Raw genomic sequence first — 22,493 nt, 5'->3', positions numbered from 1 at the left:
GTATATAAATTTGCTCATTTAATTATAGAGACCTACGGAAAAAAGGCCAGATTTGCTTTATGTCTAAAACCCCAAATAAACAGTCGTTGCTAGGTAAAGCACCAACAAGAAAAAAAACAGCGCAAAAAAGAAAGCCGCAACGCCCTACTCAGCGCTCTATACCCGCAGAGGAAAAAACAAACATAAACAATGGCACTAGCCAAAAAACAAAGTCAAAAAAGGGGCTATTTATATCTCTGGCCATTGTTATTGTAATAATTTTAGCTTTTCCAAAACCAACCTTGCTCACCTATAAAAAATTAGGGATGGTAAGTGAGAGTGTTTACTGGCCTGGACTTTTAGGTTACGGAGCTACTTTAATTGATTCCAACTTGCACCCCAACTATGATTCTAGCCGTGAATCCCTTTATTTATGCAGTGATTTACAAAAACCACAGAGCTGTCAAAAGTATCAAGTAATTGCTGACAATGGTTTGTTTTCGGCAATTGGCAGTTACTTTTAGCATTAAAAAAACTAATCTGAAAATTTAAAATTACTTGGTTGAAAGGTGTGCAAAAGATCAACATAATGGCGCTCCTTTTTTCAACAACTGAACTATTGAAACGACCATGCTAAACGAGCTAGATTGGCTTTTAAATACTACACTACTTGCACTAGGTTTAGGTGCATTCTTTATTAACCAGATAACACTGCTGCGCGTTGCCGCCATTAGTGCATGTGGTTTATTGTTCTTATCATTTAGCCTAGATCTTATGTCGTCGAGCGTTATTTCAAATATGAGTTTAGTGTTGATCAACACTTTTTACTTGTTTAAAGTTTATACATTCGGGCAATTTAATGTAACCCAAAGTTAACAACTTTTCCTTAGAATATTTAATAGCCCAGCATTGCTGGGCTTTTTTATTGCGAATTTTTAAAATATTAGAAACACGTTGGATCAGGACAGTATTGAACGCCACTAAAGCACCACTACAATAATGGTGCTGAGCATGTACTGTTGAGAGAAACGAGAAGAAAGACGAAAACCGAAAATACCTAATAAGCTAGGTTAATCTACTGTTGTTAATTCACTTTGGGTTTGTGTTTTAGATGGACTATCTTCAGCGTTAGCCTGATTAAACCAAGCTGAAACACCTAGCACGATAATTGAAATAACAACGAGGCTTAATTTAGCCCCACTTTGACCGGATTTCATAACACCCTCTTTATATTTTTATTAGTGAGAATATCTTTTACACTAATGAAAATTACAAATGTTAACAAGCTGTTTTTTAAACTAATTAGCTATCAGCTAATAACCTTTTGTTCTATCCACTGAATTATTGAGTGCTAAGCCCTTATTCAAACGTTCAATATTATCGGCTATTTGGTCTATAACGCTATTTAAATCAGATAGCGCTGCACAATGTGGTGTAAGTGTTATTTTGGGGTTTCCCCAGTAAGGGTGATTCTGCGTTAAAGGTTCTTGGTCAAAAACATCCAAGGTAGCTGCGCGTAAGCTATCGTTATTTAATGCATTTAATAAATCTTGCTCAACCACATGAGCACCACGTGCCACATTAATAACAACAGCATGTGAAGGTAGCTTAGCGAGCATTGAGTGATTAATAATACCCTTCGTTGCCTGCGTAAGAGGTAATAAGCACACGAGATAATCAATCTTACAAAGCATATCGCTAAGTCCTTCATCGCCATAATAAACCTCGACATTAGTCGTGTTTTTATTACTTTGCGCCCAGGCACTTACTTTAAAACCATTAGTTACAAGTTTTTGCGCACATGCTTTACCTAATTCGCCAAATCCAAGTATACCAACATGTTTATTACTAAAAGCTCGTTTTGGCTTCCATGTTTGCTGTGTTTGTTTAGTGTAATACTCTTTTAAGCGTAATTTTTGAGCTAAGACATGTGTAAGTACATATTCCGCCATATCTTCAGCTAGTTGCATGTCAACAATACGTACTACTTCGACATGTTCAGGTAATAATGTTAAATCGATACTGTCTACGCCTGCACCAAATGACGACACAGCTTTTAAGTTAGGCAGCTGCGGCCACAGAGACTCAGGAGCATTCCACGCAAGTACAAAATCCACATTATTTGCGTTTTTGCAATCAGGCCATTGCTCTATCAATGTATTTGGTAATCGCTCTTGTAACTTCGTTATTAGCTTTTCGTTGTTGCGCCCCGTAATAGCCACCAATACCGACATAAATTCTCCTAGCAATTCACAGTTTATAATTTAGTACTTTAAAAAGTCACACTACTGCAAAGTAACTGTCACACCCTTTTTTTAATCTTACATGTATAGCGAATAGACCAAACGGAATATGAGGTTAATATGATAAGTGTTGATAAAGTAATTGCAGCAAACTTACCACAACTAGAGAACTCTCCAAAAGTAAAAGGTTTAGTAAAAAAGGGCTTAGGTTACTTATTGCATGAACAAGAGTTTATCACCTTTGGTAATACGTACCCTCACCTACAAGGGTTAGAATTTGTTGAGCAAGTACTTGATGAACTCAATTTTGATACGCGCTATAAACCTAAGCAGATAGAACATATTCCTAACGAGGGTAAACTTGTTATTGTTGCTAACCACCCTATTGGTTCATTAGATGCTTTAGCACTTATCAAAGTACTCTCTACAGTAAGGCAAGATTTAAAAGTAGTCGCAAACCGCATGTTAATGTCGGTCAGCGCAATGCATTCTCTGTTACTCCCTGTTGATAACTTATCTGGTATGAGTAAAAAGCAAGAGCTTAGTAATATACAAAACCATTTAAAAGGTGGAGGTGCCTTACTTATATTTCCTGCAGGGGAAGTATCGCGCCTAGGACCAACCGGTATTAAGGATTGCAAATGGAATAGCGGTTTTTTACGTATGGCAAAAAAAGCCAACTGCCCCATTTTACCTATTTTTATTAAAGCCAAAAATAGTCCACTTTTTTATGGTACATCAATGATTTATAAGCCTCTGGCAAGTTTATTATTAGTGACAGAAATGTTTAAGCAGCGCAAAAAATCTTTAGAGTTTGAGATTGGTGCTTCTATCCCTCCTGAGTCCTACTTAATAGAAAACCTTAAAGATAAAGAAATTGTAAACCTCATACGTAAACAGCTTTATAGGCTTACAACTAAAAAAACACTGCCGCTAAAAACACAAACACCTATTGCTGTGCCCGAGTGTAGAAAAGAACTAAAAAGAGCAATTGAGCAATGTCAGCTTTTGGGTAAAACACACGATGGCATGCACATTCATCTATATCAATATGTAGGTAGTTCACCTATTTTTAGAGAGCTGGGACGCCTCAGAGAAATAGCATTTAGAGCAGTAGGTGAAGGAAGCGGTAAGCGTCGTGATATAGATAAATACGATATGGATTACCAACACCTTGTACTGTGGGACCCTATGCAACTAGAGCTAGTAGGTGCTTATCGATTAGCCTGCGCACAACAGATAATACAAAAGCATGGACGTGAAGGTTTATATACCGATAGTTTATTTTCTTACACTGACGCTATGACGCCCTATCTACACCAAGGAATTGAGCTTGGTCGAAGTTTTGTACAACCTAAGTATTGGGGACGTAAGAGTCTTGACTATTTATGGTACGGTATTGGTGCTTTTATAAAAAACTACCCACAGTATAGATATTTATTTGGGGCCGTAAGCGTGTCCAACGCTCTACCTGAGCAAGCCAAAGCCATGCTCGTTTATTACTATCAACATTACTATAAAAGCAGCATAGAACTAGCTACACCTAATAATGAGCTTAAATTAACTGAGCAACAGCTAACTCAATGCAATATTCTTTTTAATGGAAACGATGTTAAAGAAGATTTTGTAGAGTTAAAACATGTGTTAGCTAATATGGGCGCTCAAGTCCCTACTTTATTTAAACAATACACTGAGCTTTGCAATCCTGGCGGCGTACAATTTTTAAGCTTTAGCATTGATCCCGATTTTAATAATTGTATTGATGGATTGGTATTAGTCGATCTTAAAAGTGTTAAAGAAAACAAAGCTAAACGTTATTTGGAATAACTATTGATAAGTAAAGTCAGTGCACCGAGTATTTTATGCCTTATAAAGTACTCGGTTTATATTTAATTATAAATACCAACTCAATCGCATTTAAGTCTTCCAATACTTTTTTAAGTGTCGGGTGTTTAAATTATTTTCGTTCCCTGCTAAAAAGATATTTTCTTGTTTATTAAGGCCCTGATTAAACACGAGATTATGGCAAGGCAGTGCCTGCCTTATATTCATGTGACTGTTAATTAAATAAATATGTCAATCTTTACAAAAGCATAACGACACTAAAATTAATCTAAATCAATAAAATATTTTATAAGCTTCAAATGCTTTTTAAATTTTGATCTAGAACAGGTTTTCATATTTATTGCTCGGTAATAATAGCGCCAATCAAACAGTAGTTCTTGGAGAACAACATGAAAACTCAAATTAGCATCGCATTATTAACCTCTTTATTAGCACTCTCTCCAGCTGCACACGCTAACTTTAGCGTAAATGTTGGCGCTATTAACGTAAACCCTGATAACAGTAGCTCAGCGATTAATGAAGCACCTACGCTAGGCCTTAAAGGTGATTCAGATACTCAACTAGGTATCACCGTAGATTATGCATTTAACGATCAATGGGTGTTAGAGCTGATAGCAGCAACACCGTTTTCACACGATGTAAATGGCGCAGGCGGCTTAGCAGGCAACAAAATTGCAGATATAAAACAACTTCCACCGTCGTTGGTTGCACAATACCACTTTTTAGACACTAGTTATGCGCTAAGACCTTTTATAGGCGTAGGCATAAACTACACTGCATTTTTTGATGAGCAACCCTCTCAAGCACTTAAAGCAACACTAGGAACAGACGATGTAGAAGTAAAGTTAGATGATTCGTTTGGCTTTATGGCTCAGGTAGGTGCTAACTATAAAATTGATGCAAACTGGGGTTTACACGCCATGGTATCAATTATGGATATTGATACCGATGCCACTGTTTATGCTAATGGTGCAAAAGCACTTACATCAACTGTTGAGCTTGACCCTGTTGTGGCAATGTTCGGTGTTAGGTACAGTTTTTAAAGCAAATATAAAGTAGTACATGGTTACCCAATTACAATGTGTGTTAAAAGGCCGAAAGGCCTTTTTTTCATTTGTAGAGATTAGGGCAGGTTACTTAACTTTTTCTGCTCTAACATTTCTTTCCAGTGCATTACTTCACTTGGCAATATAGGTGTTTTCCCATCAAAACCAGCAACTTCAAGCATTTCTTCAATACTTATAATACCCTTTTTACTTTTAAATACACCGCGTACATAAGCAATAGCATGTAAGCCTCGCTCTGAGTGAAACTTTTGCTCAATATAAAAGTATTTATGATCCCAGCCAACTAACTTAGTACTTATTGTATATCGCTGCATAGGTTTAATATCGCGGATATAAGTAATAGCAGTTGCGTTAACAATCGGAAACCAACGTCGCTTCATTATTTGTTTTAGTAAGCCAACACGCTCCGTCATCCACGTGCGAGATAAATCCATCATCGCAAGATAGCGTGAGTTCGTTAAATGTAGATTAATATCACAATCAGTCGGCAAAGCTTTGTAATCAATATCTACTGTATCAAGTAGATTTTGATATTGCTTATTGCGTTTAATTTTGAAAAATAATAATAAAAGTCGAATATATAAGTTCACAAAAAAGGTCTTACCAGTTAAATTTATTCGAGTGTAGCATAGCCCCTTGCGAAGACGAATATTCTACTTTAATCTTAAATCATTATTACAATAAAAAAGATAACTAATGAAATCAAAACTAAAAATCATCGCTGCACTGGCCCTATCAGTCCCTAGCTACAATGCTTTTGCCGATTTTTCGTTACCAGGTAAAGGCTCAGTAACTTACCCTACCGGTGTAGTTAAAGAATTTAAATTTGGTTTTGAATGGCAGCAAAAAGCTGAGAAATTCACTATTGGATCTAAAAGTTACAATATGGAGCAAATTCCTAGCTCTTATTCTGTCGCCATCACGCTTTCAAAAGATGACAGCCAAGTATGGGTTCAAGAATTTAATAATGGGTTTATTGAGGAGTTTGAATGGCAAATTGGCGAACATACAGTCACTCTAAAAAAGCAGCAGTTTAGCGATCCGGTAAAAGGTGACTATGTTATTGAGCTAAATGGCCGTAGCTATTTTTTCACTCGTAATAACGCCAGTATCGTAATGAACTTTAACGAAGAAGGTATTGAGACGATTGCAATTGATGGGGTAACAAAAAATATGGGCACTAAAAATTAGTCCCCATATTTTAATTTCTTTATGTCAATTACACTTTTACTGTTTTTCGGTTAATCCCGTAATCACGTAATTTATTAGCTACCGCGGTGTGACTTAGGCCCAATCGCTTAGCTAACTGACGTGAGCTTGGGTAAGCGGGGTAGAGTTTGCGAAGTAAAGTCGCCTCAAAACGTTTAACAGCTTGATCTAGTGAGCCTTCAAAATCAGACTCTAAATACCCTAAATCATGAGTAAAAGTTGGTAACTGCAAATGCTCTACGCGAAGCTCGCTATCATCTAGTAACGACACTGCACGGTAAATTGCATTTTCCAGCTGACGCACATTTCCAGGCCAGGGATACTCTTGTAAAAAGCTTAAACACTCTTGTGATAAAACAGGAATTGCATGACCATTTTGTTGTGCGTATTTTTGAATAAAATGCTCTGCAAGTGGCCCTACATCTGCTTTTCTATCTCTTAGTGGCGCTATTTCTAAAGTAAGCACGTTTATACGGTAATATAAGTCTTCTCTAAAAACCCCTTCTTGTACCATTGCAGGTAAGTCTTTTTGAGTAGCGGCAACAATACGTACATTTACTTTAACTTCGTTCTCATCGCCTACTTTTCTAAACGTACCATCTTGTAAAAAACGCAGTAACTTAGTTTGTAGTTGAGTCGACATTTCGCCAACTTCATCTAAAAATACAGTTCCACCATCAGCTTGCTCTAATACACCACGCTTTGGCGCTGCGTTTTCTTCGTACCCGGCATAACCAAATAATTCAGACTCAGCAACATCATCAGGAAGTGAAGCACACGACAGCGCAATAAAAGGCTTAACAGAGCGATTAGATGCGTAATGGCACGCCCTAGCTAATAACTCTTTACCTGTACCAGTTTCACCAGTAATCAAAATAGGGGCTTCTAGTTGCGCCATTTTGCGTGCTTCGCGCACAACTCGGCGCATTGCCGTACTAAAGTTATGAATAGTAGCAAAGCTTTCTTGCCCGTAGCGTCTAAATGCACTGACCTGCTGCCCTAAGCGACTTTGCGATTTAATGTTAATAACCGCACCCGCAAGCACATCACCTTCACTACCTTGAGGGACTGCAATTGGTAAAATGTCTGCAATAAAATCCTCACCCGCCACTTCAACGCGTGTGGTTTGCCCGAGTACTTCTTTACCTTCTAGCCAACGTGTAAAGTTAAACCCTTTAAGTAAGTTATTAATATTTGCACCAATAACTTCTTTTTCAATTAACTGTAAGTCCTTACATGCTGCATCGTTGCATAAGCGTACCCAACCTTTAGCATCAATAGAGATAACGCCATCAGGCAATGCACGTAGCAAAGTATTTAATTCGTTGTGTTCACGCTCAGATGGTAAAAACGCAGTGGTACGCACGTCATGTACGCCGTCGATTAAACGTATCGATGGCATAATTTTTTGAAATTGTTCAAATTCTATTTCGGGAAAACTAACGTACATACGACAATTTACAGAATCAACTTCAATTCCTTTTAGATCAACGCTGTAGTTAACTAATATATTAAGGATTTCTTGAGCAATACCAATTCGATCAGCACAGTGAATATCTAGACGCATACATCCTCAAAGAAGGAAAAACTATATTAGCTGAATAATACGCTAAGTCGCTTTGAGAAGGTAGCTTATTGTAAACATTTTTGGACGAAACAGACTGCGAAAGCGATAAGTTGAAATGTAATTAAATGAAGAAAAGTAGCACTGATATTTAACTATACCAGTGCTATTTGTTAAATCTTATTATGTGACTACTTATCTTGTGGGTAAGCAGACCAATCACCACCATCTAATTGTATAAATGGTCTTTGGTTAACATACATCATTATTGTGCCTTCGTTTTCAGCAACCTTAGGTGCTGTAGGTAGGTTTTCAAGCAAATTAGCAACACTATTATTCCCACCAAATACATCAGTTTGCAGCGCCTTACTTACCAGCTCTGAAAGCGCAAAGTAACTTGTTGAATCATCAACCACAATTTGCGAGTAGTTTTGTACGTCTGGGCCTATAAATTTAATTGCTACAGGTACCGACACAATTGCTGGGCTTGGGATTTCACGTAAACCTGCAAACTGTACTTTGTCACCTTGTAAATTAGCGCCGTGTTCAGGCACTATCATTAACATAACGTTGCGACCGCGTTTTTCTAATTTTTTTACAAATTGGTTAATATCAGCAAACAAGTTTTTATGTCTGATTGGGTATGTCTCTTTACTATTAACCCTTGGTTGATTCTCTAGCTGATTACCATCATGTAAACTTGTGGTGTTGTAGTACATCGCACACGGCTTACAATCATCAGCTTGCTCTAACCAACCATCCAGCACAGCTTCATCTGAGTAAATAGGACTATTATCAAAACCTCGTAGCGCCACTGGCATTGAATCGATATTAAATGGCGTGCTATCTAGACCACCGTAGTGATACACCGCGCAATACTTCCCCTAGCACTAAGGTATATGTATACTTGTGCCCAATTGTAACTAGGATAAGGGTGTGTCTCTTACCTTCTGGTGTTACTACCATTAGGATAAGGGTGTGTCTCTTACCTTCTGGTGTTACTACCATATAGCAAATCATTATCTTAGCTACAAATAATAAACTGATGGTCGAGCATTTTAGTATGACTAAATACTAAGATAGCTAAAGCAAAAAATTATAAGGCCATTACAACAATTCTTAAAGTTAGGAAGTAAATATGAGTTCAGCTCCAGATAGTGGTTGGTTTGGCCACCCTAAAGGACTTTCGACATTGTTCTTCACTGAAATGTGGGAACGAATGAGTTATTACGGTATGCGAGCTATGCTCGTATTATTCATGACAGCAAGCTTACAAGAAGAAGGCCTTGCCTTTACTGTTGCATCAGCTGCTGCAATCTATGGTTTGTACACAGGCGCAGTATACTTTTTAGGCTTACCAGGTGGTTGGCTAGCTGATAGATTGTTTGGTGGTCAAAAAGCAGTTTGGTATGGCGGCATAACTATTATGATTGGCCATATTATTTTGGCTATTCCACATGATTATTCTTTCTTTATTGGCTTAATATTTGTAGCAACAGGTACTGGTTTACTAAAACCAAATATCAGTGCAATGGTAGGCCAATTATATAGCGATGCTGATGAGCGTCGTGATGGCGGTTACGCTATTTATTACATGGGTATTAACATGGGTTCTTTAATAGGTTACTACGTATGTGGTTACTTTATGGAGAACGTAGGCTGGCACTGGGCATTTGGTGCGGCAGCTGTAGGTATGGCCATTGGTTTAGTGCAGTACAAACTCACACTTAATAACTTACCAAAGCACAGCGCTTTACCGGCTAATCCATTAGGCTCTAAAGGTACTTCACGTGCATGGGGCGGTATTGCTGCATTTGTAATTGCAGCTGCTGCAGTTACTACGGCTGCAATGACCGGCGCTATTGTTATTAATCCAACTGTAGTTGCAGGTTACACAGCGATTGTATTTACTATTATCTTTTTTGTTTATTTTGGTGTTATTTACTTTACAGGTAATTTAACAGATGCAGAAAAACAAAGAATGTGGGCACTATTTTTAGTATGTATTGCATCTGCATGTTTTTGGTCTGGCTTTGAACAAGCTGGTTCATCATTAAACTTATTTGCTCGCGACTATACTGACCGCCTTATTGGTACTTTTGAAATCCCTACAACGTGGTTTCAATCATTAAACTCACTGTTTATTATTACTTTATCGCCATTTTTTGCAGCGCTTTGGATTAACTTATCTAAAAGCTTAGTATCACCTAGCTACAGCGTTAAATGTGCAATTGGCTTAATTATCATGGCATCAGGCTTTTTAGTTATGTTTATGGCGGCTCATTACGCAGCTGAAGGCTTAAAAGTTGCGCCTTACTGGCTTGTTACTACGTACTTTTTACATACAGTGGGTGAGCTTTGTTTAAGCCCTGTAGCATTAAGTGCTGTAAGTAAGTTATCGCCTAAACGTTACACTGGCCAAATGATGGGTGTGTTTGTATTAACTTACTCAATCGGTAACATCATCGCAGGTTTACTTGCTGGTAATTTCGATCCGAATAATGTTGATGAAATTCCTAACTTATACTTACAAATTGCATTATTTAGCATTGGTGTTGGTGTTGTTTTAGTACTAATGACTTTTAAAGCTAAAGTATGGGAAAAACAAGGTTTAGAAGAGAAAGTCTCTTAATTATTGTTTATTTCAAATGTAGCAATATAACCTAAGACAATTCCTCCATAGCTTCTATGGAGGAATTTTTTATCCAACTTTGCCCTGCCCCCGTTAACTGATATTATATCCTGATTGGTTATTGAATAGACTCAGGGACAGCAGTATATGCATGCATTGACGTTATCACGTACCACTCTAATAGCATTATTTCTCCTTATTTTTTTATCTGCCTGTGGTGGCGGTGATGAAGTAACAGTAAATCCAAATGATCCTGTAGAGCCTGAGCCTAGTGGTTTAATTATTACCAACGCTAATGGCTTACAAACCTCATTAGATGAAGGTAACTTTACTATCAATGCTCCTGGGCAAATAGTGGCTAGCGATACTGAAATAACCTACGAAAAATTAGTTCTTGATGAGAATAATCAAGCAAAAAATATCATTTCAGATATACATACGCTTACACCAGATACACTTCAACTTTCTAGCCCAATGACTGTCACTATAAAAATACCTGACGACTATGTATTAGGCGGCCAATTAACTATTGCTCGTTTTAGCGGAGACTCTTGGTCAAGCATTACTGATTCAACGGTATCGCAAGGCTTTGTTAGTGCGCAAGTAAACCAACTAGGTAGCTATGCAATAGAAATGCAACGTACTGTCGCGTTTTCTGATGTTGGCCCTACATGTGATGCTAATGCAACAGAGCAATCTGTAAGGTTTGTTCATGTTGCCGACATGCATTCTCGCTTTGGATATCAAGAACAATATTTTAGTCGCATTAAAGCTTATTATAAAAAAGCGCTAAGCGAATCACCGCATACATTATTCACCGATGGTGGCGATGATTACGAAAAAGGCACTGTAGCAGAGCAAATATCACAAGGGTTAGCCTCTGATGAAACCGTAAAACTAATGGCTTTTGATTTACGTGTTTTAGGGAACCATGACTATGCGTGGGGCCCTGAAAAACTACTTGAATTTTCACAAGACGATAATGCCATTGTACTTGCCAGTAATACCCGCTTTGAGGGAGAAAACAGTCAGAATTTTGGTGGTGTCGACTTTGCTAAGGTACAGGTTGGTTGCATAACATTAGGTGTGTTTGGGATGACGTCAGTACCATGGGATGAGCTTGACAAACCAATTGAAGATGACCCTATTCCTGACTTTATAAAACAATTTAAAATGAGTTGGAAATGGCAACAAATCGCGCAAAGTATTGTAAGCCAATACAGCGATGAAGTTGACTACATGATTATGCTAAGCCACTTAGGTAAAGGAACTGATGTAGAGATAGCAACCAACGTACCCGGTATAGATTTAGTACTTGGTGGGCATACTCATGGTGGTGAGGACTTTATAGAGCTTGAGAATAACGCCTTAGTCATCCAGCCCGACTTTTATGCACGCGGAGTCACCGACTTAAATTTAGTATTTGATACAGCCGATAAAACACTAAGTCGTTACGATTATCAACATGTAGATACACGAACATCTATAGAACCTGACGAAGAAACCAAATTGGCTATCGATGAAATAATGGGACGTTACGCACCCAATGCTGGTACCGAAATTGCCATTTCAGAAAACTATCCAAGTGACTTTGAAGTTGCGGGTATTACTGCACTTGCAACTAAACATTCAAGCTCAATTAATGCAGCACTGCTCAATCCTGAGCTTGTACAAAAAAGGTGGACGCCAGGTACAGTTACACAAGAAGATTTTCACAAAGCATTTTATGTTGAAAGACAGCCGTCAAACACTCCAGGCTTTAACTCACTGTATCAAGTAACTGTTACTGGTACTGATTTAAATACGATGTTTGCAAGTCAACCAGATTGGTTTTTACTTAAACCTGAAGATATACAACCCACTAATAATTACGAAGTTGCACTATTTAAAGGAGCAGCTTTGAATCCTGATTTATTTTTTAATAGTGTTACATTCTCAAACGTAGAACCAATAGCTGAAGCTTGGTGGCTACTTGATAAATATGCACGTGCTAGAACAAGTCAGTGCCTACACCTTGACACTGACACCGAACTTTATTCATGTAACAACTTAGCAAATGTAACCGTATGGAACTTTGACGATACTAACAACCCGTTAGCAGCTGATTTTGGACCTTCGGTACTAAGCTACTTTGATCCAGATGAAACAAATTGGGGCACTGCAGAGACACAATATAGCACCACTACTCAATTAAATTTTGATGATTTAAGTGATGGTCCTTCAGGTGTTATGGCGTTTTCTCGCCACGCTCCAACAGAAGGCTTACTTATTGATTTAAACACACCAGCAAATGGTGACTTTGCAAATGAAGGAATGGTGTCTGACTACACCTTGGTAATGGATTTATACTGGCCCGCAGAAGGTAAAGATATTTACCGTGCAATTATGCAAGCCAATACAACTGATTATCTTAATGATGATGCCGATATGTTTATTGACCCAAGCGGCGGCTATGGACAAGCAACTAGCGATAGCGGCTATTTTGGCAATACACAACCTGACTCTTGGCATCGTATAGCTTTTGTATTTTATACAGCACCAACCAACGGGGTATTTGAAGTCTATATAGATGGAGAACTTGCTGGCGTAAAAGAAGATGGCGAAATCGATAGTCGCTGGGCACTCAATCAATCTGTATTGCTTTTTACAGATAACAATTACGAAACAGTACCAGGGTACTTAAACTCGCTGCTTTATGCAGGACGTGCTATGACCAGAGATGAAATTAAAAGTATGGGTAGCGCACAACAAAAGCTGTCTTTTGAGCAACCGACGCGAGTGCTAAATCAAACCATTGAGCGCCATTACCAAGCAGCTCCAGCAATTAAAACTAACGTGTGGATAGAACAACGGAACAAGTTCTTTGGTAACGGCTCTTAAAGTGTAAATAATTACATACAAAAAGGCTTTTGCTTATTAATTGTAAAAGGAGGTTTAGCGCAGGTTAAACCTTCTTTTTAATATTTAAATACAATGACTTAAAAACAAGTGCTCCCACTTGAATTTATACCATATAAGTTCATTTTACTTAACTGTATTACAAACACGCAACTTTATAATAACCGTCCTATAAAATTTACACATGCACTACATACTAAATAACGCCCTCCTCTTCCCCAAATTAAAAATCTGGTTGATTATCTACTGCAATATGACAACAACACATAATCGCAGTGCTTAATTGCGGGAGTAATAATAATGAGTGAAGTAAATAACTATTTGGGTTTAGTCGGTATTGAATTTACAGAGTATGCAACACCTGATGCTGATTATATGGATAAAGTATTTACTGATTTTGGCTTCTCAAAGCTTAAAAAATTTAAAGGTAAAGACATTGTTTATTACAACCAAAACGATATTCACTTTTTGCTGAATAACGAGCGTGAAGGTTTTTCTGCAGAATTTGCTAAAAGCCATGGCCCTGCTATTTGTTCAATGGGTTGGCGTGTTGAGAATGCGCAAAAAGCATTTGAAACTGCAGTAGAACGTGGTGCAAAACCAGCGACCGACTCAACGCATAAAAATATGCCTTACCCTGCAATCTATGGTATTGGCGACAGCCTAATTTACTTTATTGAACAATTTGGCGACAAAGGCACTATTTACGAAAGTGATTTTGAAGACTTAGAAACGCAAAATGTTGTAGAAGATAAAGGCTTTATCCGAATCGATCATTTAACCAATAACGTTTATAAAGGCACCATGGAAAAATGGGCTAACTTTTATAAAGACGTATTTGGTTTTACTGAAGTACGCTACTTTGACATTAAAGGTCAAAAAACAGCGCTTATTTCGTATGCACTAAAATCACCTTGTGGCACCTTCTCTATTCCAATAAACGAAGGTAAAGGTAACGATAACAACCAAATTGATGAATACCTTGGTGAGTACAACGGCCCAGGCGTTCAACATTTAGCGTTTTTAACAGATGACTTAGTAAGCTCTCTTGATAAGCTTGATAAATCAACAATTGCCACTTTAGATATTATCCCAGAGTACTACGATACTATTTTTGACCGTGTACCTTGGGTTGCTGAAGATAAAGAAAAAATTCGTGAGCATCAGATACTCGTAGATAGCCAAAGTGAAAATTGTTATTTATTACAAATTTTCTCTAAAAACTTATTTGGTCCAATCTTTATAGAAATGATCCAGCGCGTTGATGATGGTGGCTTTGGTGAAGGTAACTTCCAAGCATTATTTGAATCAATCGAACGTGACCAAGAGCGTCGCGGCGTTTTATAAAATATTTGAGTAAATTAAAAGCAGCGAACTTCGCTGCTTTTTGTCGTTTTAATATTTAAAAAGTATGGCGCCAAGTACAAGTATGATTAAATAAACTATACCTTGTCGCCATACAGTAAAATCCAAAGGAAATGTAATGAGCCTGATTAACGAAACCCACGATATTAATTTAACCAGCTGGGTAGAATCAGCTAATGTTGATAATTGCGACTTCCCGATTCAAAACTTACCGTTTGCAGAATTTCGTCGTAAGGGGTCTGATGAGGCCTTTCGTGGTGGTGTTGCAATTGGTGACCAAGTAATCGATTTAGCAAAACTAAGTAAATTAAACGTTTTAACAGGTGACGCTAAAACAGCCGCAGATGCAGCAAGTGAAGCAACCTTAAATACATTTATGGGTTTAGGGAAGCAGTATTGGTCAGCCCTTCGTCTAGCCCTTTCAAAAGCACTAAGAGCAGGCTCTGAGCACCAACAAGCGCTTAGCGATACATTGGTTGCACAATCCGATATAGAGTTTTCTTTGCCTTGTCGCATCGGTGATTACACCGACTTTTACACTTCTATTTATCACGCTACAGCTGTGGGTAGTTTATTTCGCCCTGACAACCCATTATTACCTAACTATAAATGGGTACCTATTGGTTATCATGGTCGCTCTTCATCTATTGACGTATCGGGTCAAACATTTCATCGCCCTAAAGGTCAAACCAAAGCGCCAGACGCAGAAGTGCCATCATTCGGTCCTTGTAAACGCCTTGATTACGAACTAGAGCTGGGTATTTACTTAGGTAAAGGCAATGCACTGGGCGATGCAATCGCTATCGAAAATGCTGAAAACCACGTATTTGGCTTTTGTGTATTTAACGATTGGTCAGCACGTGACTTGCAAGCGTGGGAATATCAACCGCTTGGTCCATTTTTAGCTAAAAACTTTGCCTCAACTGTATCGCCTTGGATTGTAACAACCGAAGCATTAGCGCCTTATAGAACAAGCTGGACACGTGATGAAAACGATCCACAGCCTATGGACTATTTAGAATCAAAAGCGAATCGCGACAAAGGTGCTTTTGATATTCAAATGGATGTTAAAATTCAAACGCAAAAAATGCGTAGCGAAGGCCATAACCCAACGCGCGTATCAACATCTAGCTTTAAGCACTCTTACTGGACTGTGGCACAAATGGTTACTCATCACACAGTAAATGGCTGTAACTTTATGCCAGGTGACATGCTAGGTTCGGGCACTCAGTCGGGTCCAACGCACGAAGAAGCAGGTTCATTACTTGAGCTTTCTCGTGGCGGTAAAGAAAAAATCACGCTAAGTAATGGCGAACAACGTAGCTTTTTAGAAGATGGCGATAACGTTATTATGCGTGGCTGGTGTGAAAAAGAAGGCTATGCACGTATAGGTTTTGGCTCTGTAGAGAGTACTGTACTGCCGGCAAAATAATACGAATATTAAAAAATTTATTAAAAGGGCTGCTTATTAAAAGCAGCCCTTTTTTATTAATTTTTGAACAGTTACAATTTTTTTCTAGCTTTTTTAACTCAAATTGCTATCTTAATTCGGTTAATAGCCAGTGTTATATGCCATGTCAGTATTTATAAAGTCTTTTTATCATAAATTTTTCCCTGCTCGTCAGCTACTTATTCGTCAAAATGGCGAAGTTAAGCATGTTGTTTTAGCCTCTTGGTTTCAACTTCTTGTAGCGTTGCTTATTTTAGTCACTTTTACTTGGCTGAGTATTTCGAGCTTTCGTGTTTATACACAAACAAATAAAATCTCTGACATAAAACAAAATCAAATAACCGAGCAAACGCTGTGGCAACAAAAAGTCAGTGAGCAACAAGCCCTTCAAGCAACGCAGCTAGAGCAACTTGCAATACTTGAACAAAAGCAGGCGCTACTGCAAAGCATGATAGAATCCCTTCCTGCTTCAATTAGCAAAGATGTTATTAAGCTTGATACAGAACTTGATGTACCAATTAATGAAAATGGCAATGAATTTCATGAGCCATTAGTCGATGAAAATCAAAAAGGTAAACAAGCACAGTTAATCGCTCCAATCACATTCGCAACAAGAGTGGCCAACTTAAATAATCAGTATGAGCAAAGCTTTACCTATTTAGATAACCAAATTAGTGAACGTCACCAAGCCATTTTAGCTATGGTTAAAGGCGCAGGAATTGAGTCTGCGCTTGAGCAACACCTAATATTAAGCGCCCAGACAACTGCACAAGGTGGGCCCCTTGATATATTTAACGAAACAAAAATTCCGAGCCACTTTTTAGCCATCGTTGATAAGTTATTAATATTAAATAATTTAGAAAACTTTTTAACTGAGCTACCAAACACCCTGCCTTTAGCTAAAGCTAAATACTATATTTCGAGTAATTTCGGCCTTAGAAAAGATCCCATGAATAGTAATCATGCCTTTCATAAAGGAATTGATTTAGCCGGTTGGCATAAAACCGAAATATTCGCTCCAGCAGACGCTGTAGTTCTTCGTGCCGGTCGTAATGGTGGTTATGGTAACTTTATCGAGCTTGAACATAAAAATGGCTTAGTGACTCGATTTGGACACTTAAATAAAATTAAAGTAAAGAAAGGTCAATCAATCACTAAACATGATGTGATCGGCCTAATGGGCAGCACCGGCCGAAGCACAGGCACGCATTTACACTACGAAGTATTACTTAATGGTAAACAAGTCAATCCTCTAAAAATAACAAAGGCGCTTTCTCGTGTTTGGTAGAAAAAAACAAAAAACAGTTAGCTCTAATTTAAAAAGAGTGAATCACACACCGTCTATTATTTCTGAAGACGTACGCCTTACAGGCACTTTAGTTAGCCAAGGTGAAGTACAGCTTGATGGCCGTATTGATGGTGACATAAAAGTAGAGCATTTAGTTATTGGCTCAGCGGGAGTTGTTGAAGGTATTGTTGAAGCTAAAAGCGTTATTGTTAAAGGTAAAGTTATTGGGTCAATTAATGCCAGTGAAGTAAAAGTACAAAGTGGCGCTCATGTTCATGGCGATGTATTTCACGATACATTGAGTATTGATGCAGGCGCAGTAATTGAAGGCAGTTTAAAGCAACGCTTTGAAAAAGAAGAGCCGGAACTAATTTCGAAAGAACTAAAACCCGCAAAAGAAGTTAAAGCATTATTGAAAGAAGATGGCAGCGACTTATCATTTGTAAATAAACAAGCCGCTGATAAAAGCTAAGTCAAATCAGCTTTACGTAAGTTACCTTTTCTCAGTAATGTACATAGTAATATCTGCAGTGAAAACAAGCTCATTGCGGGTATTATACAGTTTCACCGGTACTACTAAGTCTTCTTTATCAACCCACTTATGTGGTAAATCAATTTCAGCGACTGCTCGTACATCTGTATTTACTTTAGCCAAATACCTAACTGTCATCCCTTTTGGGATCCAACGATGCGTTTTAACTGGCACTGTTGCATCAACCATTACACCTGCACACAATTCAGCTAAGTTACACTGCGCAATAGCATGAATAGTTCCAATATGATTATGAACGCTTCGGCGGTTTTTAACCACCGCACTACAATGGCCCTCTCTCAAATCGAGTACGTAAGGTTTCATCGAACCAAAATATGGCGCTTTAAAGCAAACAACTTTAGTAAAAAGCCAATTCCCAAAAGGTAGGCGCTTAAATTTATGCCATGTTTGTACAAGTGCAGATTTATTACTCATTATTATTTTCCATCAACAGTTACTTTTTTAAAATTAACACGTCAGACCAGTTTTAAAAAGTGCATTTATGCTGGCTTTTTCGCTTAATCCAATCAAAAAGTAAGAATGACGACCTATGCAGGGGTCATAAGCCCTTTCTTTTTTATGAGTGCCCACCTAAAATACTCGACAAAAGGAGACTCAATGCAAACACAGCCCGCTAAACCTAATATGACTTTGTTACTTATCTTAGCGTTACTCGTTATATTTTGCCCTATGGCAATCGATATTTACCTACCTGCTTTCCCTACTATTGCAGAACAATTTGCAGTTACTGAACAACAAGTACAGCAAACCGTTGCTATTTTTATGCTTACAGTGGGTTTAGGCCAATTAATTGCGGGCCCTTTGGCTGATAGATTTGGCCGAAAACCAGTGGCAGTAGTGGGCATTAGTTTGTATGCAAGCTCTGCATTACTCGCATACTACTCGCCTTCTTTTGAGATATTACTAATAGCACGTGCTTTTCAGGGGTTTGGAGCGTGTGCCACATTTGTTGTCGCATTTGCGATAGTGCGTGATAAATATGGTAGTGAACGAAGCGGACAAATGATTACCTACCTTAACGGGATTGTGTGCTTTATTCCGGCAATGGCACCTATTTTAGGGGCTTGGCTTACCGTACAGTTTGGCTGGCGTATGAACTTTATGTTTTTAACCGCGTTTGCTATTTTGGGCCTTATTGTTACCCTATTCTTTTTTAGAGAAACTCGTCCTGCTGATAGTCATTATCAGGGGCATATTTTAGATTTACGTCGCTTTACACCGATTATTAAAACACCGGTATTTTTGTTTAATAGCCTAATTTGTATGGTCTCAATGTCAGCCATATTAGTGTATGTAACGCTCGCACCAGGCTGGCTTATTACACATTTAGGCGGCACCGTAGCCGACTTTACTTTTTGGTTTACGTTAAATGCCGTAATAAGTATTGTCGCAAGTTTTATTTTACCAACCTACATTAAACGAAATAGCCAACGTGCTTTGCGTGTCGGTGTGAGTGTACTGGTTTTCTCAGGCATTTTAATGCTAGCCCTTAGCGGTATAGAAACGGCATTTGCGCTTATGCTACCTATCTTAATTGCTGCATTAGGGTTTGCTTTAAGTTTAGGCTCTGCAGCAGGAATGTCTCTGTCTAGCTTTCCTAAACAAGCAGGCACAGCCTCTGCATTACTCGGTGCAATGCAAATGAGTGGCGCGAGTATACTTGTCGTTTTAACCCAATATTTAGGGCTAAGCACACCGTGGTTGATTGCTTTTCACTTATTATTGCTAGTTCCGCTTTGGCTTATTTTAATGAGCAAAAAAGCACATAGTTTACACCCGGCTAAAAGTACTCAATGATCAATCCTGACTTTCTAGTCTCATTTTTATTAGCCAGCTTTTTAATGGCAGTAGCGCCTGGGCCATCAAATGCATTTTTGATGGCGCAAACATTTGCTAATGGTCGAAGTGCTGGTATGCAAAGTGCTTTTGGTTTTGCATTAGGTGGGGTTGTTCATACGCTATTTGCTGTTGTAGGCCTAAGCGCAGTACTGAAAGCTTCCCCTAGTGCCTATGCCGCAGTGCAATATGCAGGCGCAGCATACTTATGCTATTTAGGGTTTATGATGATTAAAGGCACGCTAAAGCAGCCAGAGCCGACATCTGATGACAAGCAAACCGATAAACCGCATATAAGTACCAGTAAAAAAAGTAATGTCATGTTTCAGGCCATGATGACTGAAGTATTAAACCCTAAAGTAGCATTATTCTTTATTGCATTTATTCCACAATTTGTAGATCCAACGCTTTCATCGGCTACTTTTCAGCTCGCTTTTTTTGGCTTACTTTACCCTCTTTTTGCTTTTCCGATTGACTGCACGTATATTTATTTTGGCGACAAAATTGCACAGTTTTTTAGACGTAACCCAAATAGCCAACTTTGGATTGATAGGATCACTGGCATTGTATTTATTGCCCTTGCTATCAATCTATTATTTTAACTAACCTGCACTTTGGTTAAGAGATTTATTCTTCCGAGTTTAGGTTCACCAATAAAAAGAATTAGCATGGAACAAAAAACACAATCTCTTCCCGCACAAAAAAATATTGCTTTAGTGGCACACGATGGTAAAAAAGCAGCACTAAAATTATGGTGTGAAAAGCACAAAGAAATACTAAGTAAGCACACTTTATATGGCACAGGTACTACGGGGCATTTAATTCAAAAAACCACGGGGCTTGATGTAGTTCAGCTTTTAAGTGGTCCTATGGGCGGCGATCAACAACTTGGCGCTAAAATAGCAGAACATGAGATACATGTTTTAATATTTTTTTGGGATCCATTAGCATCACAGCCTCATGACCCTGATGTTAAAGCGCTGCTGCGTTTAGCCGCTGTTTGGAATATTCCGGTGGCGTGTAATGAAGTGAGTGCAGATATGTTATTAAGCTCACCGCTTATGGACGTAGAGCTTGAACGCACATTGCCAGATTACGAAAAATACCTCGCAACCCGACAAATAGATCTTTAAACCTCAATTGTAATCTAGGTTATTTATAAAGCATGCTGGCCCATTTAGTCAGGCCAGCGGTTACACTACCAAAGTGATCCCCGTTAACCATTTTTATATTGCCTAAGTGCTCACTTAAAGCCGCTTTAATCAATGGTGATTGTGCACTTCCGCCTGTTAAATAGATAATGTCTGGCGTGGTCGCAGCGTCACTGATTGCTTGTTTTGCTAAAGTAACTATTTGGCTAATGCTACTCTCAACGGCAACAGCTAAATCGCTTACTGATACATTTTTATTCAGTCCACTATCTAAAAAGCTTAAATCACAATCAAACGCACTAGCAGACGAAAGTGCTATTTTAGCCGCTTCACCTTGTTGCACTAACTGATGGCCTTGCTTGTTTTGCTGTAAATGTATTAAACGCTTATAAAGCTCAGGTGCACTTACATCACGTAATTGTGCATTTAGCTCTCGGGTATGACTTTCACTATAAAATTGGCTTTGTAAGTTTACATCGTTAATTTTACACGCTTGCCAAAACGCTTGATTAGGCAAAGGCAAACCCGATTTAAACGTACTACCTAAACCCAATAACGGCATTAAACCATGAAAGCTCAAAGCAATATCTAAATCATTTCCGCCAACACGTTTACCACTGTGAGATAAAAAATCGCTATCGCGCTGGCTATTTCCTCTAAAGCTTGGACCCATTTGTACAAATGAGCAGTCACTTGTACCACCACCAATATCAATAACGAGGACTTTTTGATCCTGAGTTAAATCACTCTCGTAGTCGATACCCGCAGCAAGTGGCTCATATAAAAACTCTACGTCTTTAAAACCAGCACGTTTAGCAGCACGCTCTAAAATACCGACCGCTTGTTGATTTGATTGCTCGCCACCCACAGCTTGAAAGTTTACTGGGCGACCAATCACTGTTTGTGTAAGTGTTTTACCTAAAGAGAGCTCAGCGCGTTGCTTAATTTTTAAGATCATCGCGGTTGCGATATCTTCAAAAAAGTTAATTTGACCTTGCTTTAAACCTGTTGCACCAAAAAATGATTTAGGAGACTTAACAAAATAGCCTTCTTCAGGAAACTGCACGTACTCGCTAATCGCTTCACGACCAATAAATAGGGTTTCATCTGAAGGTTGTAAATCAAGGTCTGACTTAATACGAGGTAAGGTATTTAATAATGCTTGGCGCTGCGTTAAAAAGTCATGCTCATGGGCTGTGCCATGTAAATGCTTAGCAACAAAATCAACAACCAACGCACTGTGATGAGTGTAAAGTGTAGACGGTAAGTAATGTTTTCCTTGCTCTAGCGGTACTAATTGAACATTACCCTCGCTCATTACACCCATAGCACAATTAGAACTACCGTAATCAAAACCTACAAACATACTTCACCACACATTACCAAAAAGGCCGCGCAATTTAGCACACTTTG

20 protein-coding genes and 1 pseudogene are annotated in these 22,493 nt (G+C 38.5%); 14 read left to right on the top strand and 7 right to left on the bottom strand.

Translation table 11 applies throughout. The features are described 5' to 3' along the window. The first annotated feature begins 59 nt into the window (after window positions 1–59). Both I6F10_RS09585 and I6F10_RS09580 read left to right on the top strand, forming a co-directional pair. Window positions 60–503, top strand: coding sequence for a hypothetical protein (locus I6F10_RS09585; RefSeq protein ID WP_024603734.1), 444 nt, complete (start codon window positions 60–62; stop codon window positions 501–503). A 106-nt stretch (window positions 504–609) separates the two neighbouring features. Continuing rightward, the gene (locus I6F10_RS09580) at window positions 610–855 is read left to right on the top strand and encodes a hypothetical protein (RefSeq protein ID WP_002958222.1); all 246 of its coding nucleotides are present in this window, start codon (window positions 610–612) and stop codon (window positions 853–855) included. 194 nt (window positions 856–1,049) lie between these two features. On the opposite strand, the gene I6F10_RS09575 is transcribed toward I6F10_RS09580, so the two are convergent. Both I6F10_RS09575 and I6F10_RS09570 read right to left on the bottom strand, forming a co-directional pair. Further along, window positions 1,050–1,196: a hypothetical protein gene (locus tag I6F10_RS09575; protein WP_024603735.1), complete on the bottom strand. Its 147-nt coding sequence runs from the start codon at window positions 1,194–1,196 to the stop codon at window positions 1,050–1,052. A gap of 96 nt (window positions 1,197–1,292) precedes the next feature. Next, window positions 1,293–2,213 (bottom strand): 2-hydroxyacid dehydrogenase, encoded by a 921-nt coding sequence (locus tag I6F10_RS09570; protein WP_182670886.1) that lies wholly within the window; start codon window positions 2,211–2,213, stop codon window positions 1,293–1,295. Window positions 2,214–2,342: 129 nt separating this feature from the next. Between I6F10_RS09570 and I6F10_RS09565 the strand changes: the two genes are divergently transcribed. Together I6F10_RS09565 and I6F10_RS09560 are read left to right on the top strand one after the other, a co-directional pair. Beyond that, window positions 2,343–4,049, top strand: a complete 1,707-nt coding sequence (locus I6F10_RS09565) for a GNAT family N-acyltransferase (RefSeq protein WP_002958219.1) — start codon at window positions 2,343–2,345, stop codon at window positions 4,047–4,049. Between the two features lie 407 nt (window positions 4,050–4,456). Further along, a complete protein-coding gene (locus I6F10_RS09560; protein WP_002958218.1) occupies window positions 4,457–5,110 on the top strand; it encodes an OmpW/AlkL family protein in 654 nt (217 codons plus the stop codon). Between the two features lie 80 nt (window positions 5,111–5,190). Here I6F10_RS09560 and I6F10_RS09555 read toward each other — a convergent pair whose 3' ends face one another. Further along, on the bottom strand, window positions 5,191–5,724 hold the full coding sequence (locus I6F10_RS09555) for a thioesterase family protein (protein ID WP_121954443.1): 534 nt from the start codon (window positions 5,722–5,724) through the stop codon (window positions 5,191–5,193). Between the two features lie 106 nt (window positions 5,725–5,830). On the opposite strand from I6F10_RS09555, the gene I6F10_RS09550 reads away from it, so the two are divergent. Beyond that, window positions 5,831–6,325: a hypothetical protein gene (locus tag I6F10_RS09550; RefSeq protein ID WP_197098769.1), complete on the top strand. Its 495-nt coding sequence runs from the start codon at window positions 5,831–5,833 to the stop codon at window positions 6,323–6,325. Between the two features lie 28 nt (window positions 6,326–6,353). Here I6F10_RS09550 and tyrR read toward each other — a convergent pair whose 3' ends face one another. Beyond that, the gene (gene tyrR / locus I6F10_RS09545) at window positions 6,354–7,910 is read right to left on the bottom strand and encodes a transcriptional regulator TyrR (RefSeq protein ID WP_002958215.1); all 1,557 of its coding nucleotides are present in this window, start codon (window positions 7,908–7,910) and stop codon (window positions 6,354–6,356) included. A 188-nt stretch (window positions 7,911–8,098) separates the two neighbouring features. Further along, window positions 8,099–8,776, bottom strand: a pseudogene (gene bcsG / locus I6F10_RS09540) (cellulose biosynthesis protein BcsG); the annotation flags it as partial. A gap of 269 nt (window positions 8,777–9,045) precedes the next feature. Between bcsG and I6F10_RS09535 the strand changes: the two are divergent. The 6 genes from I6F10_RS09535 (at window position 9,046) to I6F10_RS09510 (ending at window position 18,012) form a co-directional block, all read left to right on the top strand. Further along, window positions 9,046–10,539 carry a peptide MFS transporter gene (locus I6F10_RS09535; RefSeq protein WP_024603743.1) on the top strand — a complete coding sequence of 498 codons (1,494 nt, stop codon included), beginning with the start codon at window positions 9,046–9,048 and terminating at the stop codon, window positions 10,537–10,539. A gap of 147 nt (window positions 10,540–10,686) precedes the next feature. Further along, window positions 10,687–13,419, top strand: coding sequence for a metallophosphoesterase (locus tag I6F10_RS09530; RefSeq protein ID WP_197098768.1), 2,733 nt, complete (start codon window positions 10,687–10,689; stop codon window positions 13,417–13,419). A gap of 318 nt (window positions 13,420–13,737) precedes the next feature. After that, entirely contained in the window at window positions 13,738–14,784 is a 1,047-nt protein-coding gene (gene hppD, locus I6F10_RS09525; RefSeq protein WP_002958202.1) for a 4-hydroxyphenylpyruvate dioxygenase, read from the top strand. A gap of 136 nt (window positions 14,785–14,920) precedes the next feature. Then, window positions 14,921–16,234 (top strand): fumarylacetoacetase, encoded by a 1,314-nt coding sequence (gene fahA, locus I6F10_RS09520; RefSeq protein ID WP_197098767.1) that lies wholly within the window; start codon window positions 14,921–14,923, stop codon window positions 16,232–16,234. Window positions 16,235–16,376: 142 nt separating this feature from the next. Next, on the top strand, window positions 16,377–17,540 hold the full coding sequence (locus tag I6F10_RS09515) for a M23 family metallopeptidase (protein ID WP_024605844.1): 1,164 nt from the start codon (window positions 16,377–16,379) through the stop codon (window positions 17,538–17,540). Beyond that, window positions 17,530–18,012: a bactofilin family protein gene (locus I6F10_RS09510; RefSeq protein ID WP_002958196.1), complete on the top strand. Its 483-nt coding sequence runs from the start codon at window positions 17,530–17,532 to the stop codon at window positions 18,010–18,012. The genes I6F10_RS09515 and I6F10_RS09510 overlap by 11 nt, the downstream gene beginning before the upstream one ends. 21 nt (window positions 18,013–18,033) lie before the next feature. Here the strand turns inward: I6F10_RS09510 and I6F10_RS09505 are convergent, their stop codons facing one another. Continuing rightward, complete coding sequence (locus tag I6F10_RS09505) at window positions 18,034–18,507, bottom strand: hotdog fold domain-containing protein (RefSeq protein ID WP_197098766.1); 474 nt, start codon at window positions 18,505–18,507, stop codon at window positions 18,034–18,036. 183 nt (window positions 18,508–18,690) lie between these two features. On the opposite strand from I6F10_RS09505, the gene I6F10_RS09500 reads away from it, so the two are divergent. The 3 genes from I6F10_RS09500 to I6F10_RS09490 all read left to right on the top strand — a co-directional run bounded on the left by I6F10_RS09500 (window position 18,691) and on the right by I6F10_RS09490 (window position 21,062). Continuing rightward, window positions 18,691–19,890, top strand: coding sequence for a multidrug effflux MFS transporter (locus I6F10_RS09500; protein WP_182673728.1), 1,200 nt, complete (start codon window positions 18,691–18,693; stop codon window positions 19,888–19,890). Then, window positions 19,887–20,531, top strand: coding sequence for a LysE family translocator (locus I6F10_RS09495; RefSeq protein WP_024595670.1), 645 nt, complete (start codon window positions 19,887–19,889; stop codon window positions 20,529–20,531). Before I6F10_RS09500 ends, I6F10_RS09495 begins: the two co-directional genes overlap by 4 nt. A 66-nt stretch (window positions 20,532–20,597) precedes the next feature. Beyond that, complete coding sequence (locus I6F10_RS09490) at window positions 20,598–21,062, top strand: methylglyoxal synthase (protein ID WP_002958191.1); 465 nt, start codon at window positions 20,598–20,600, stop codon at window positions 21,060–21,062. A gap of 19 nt (window positions 21,063–21,081) precedes the next feature. On the opposite strand, the gene yegD is transcribed toward I6F10_RS09490, so the two are convergent. Then, window positions 21,082–22,446: a molecular chaperone gene (gene yegD, locus I6F10_RS09485; protein WP_182754318.1), complete on the bottom strand. Its 1,365-nt coding sequence runs from the start codon at window positions 22,444–22,446 to the stop codon at window positions 21,082–21,084. Window positions 22,447–22,493: the final 47 nt, after the last annotated feature.

It is taken from the genome of Pseudoalteromonas sp. SWYJZ98 (assembly GCF_015864495.1).
GTDB classification, from domain to species: domain Bacteria; phylum Pseudomonadota; class Gammaproteobacteria; order Enterobacterales; family Alteromonadaceae; genus Pseudoalteromonas; species Pseudoalteromonas distincta.
This window is presented reverse-complemented; position numbering and strand designations above follow the sequence as displayed.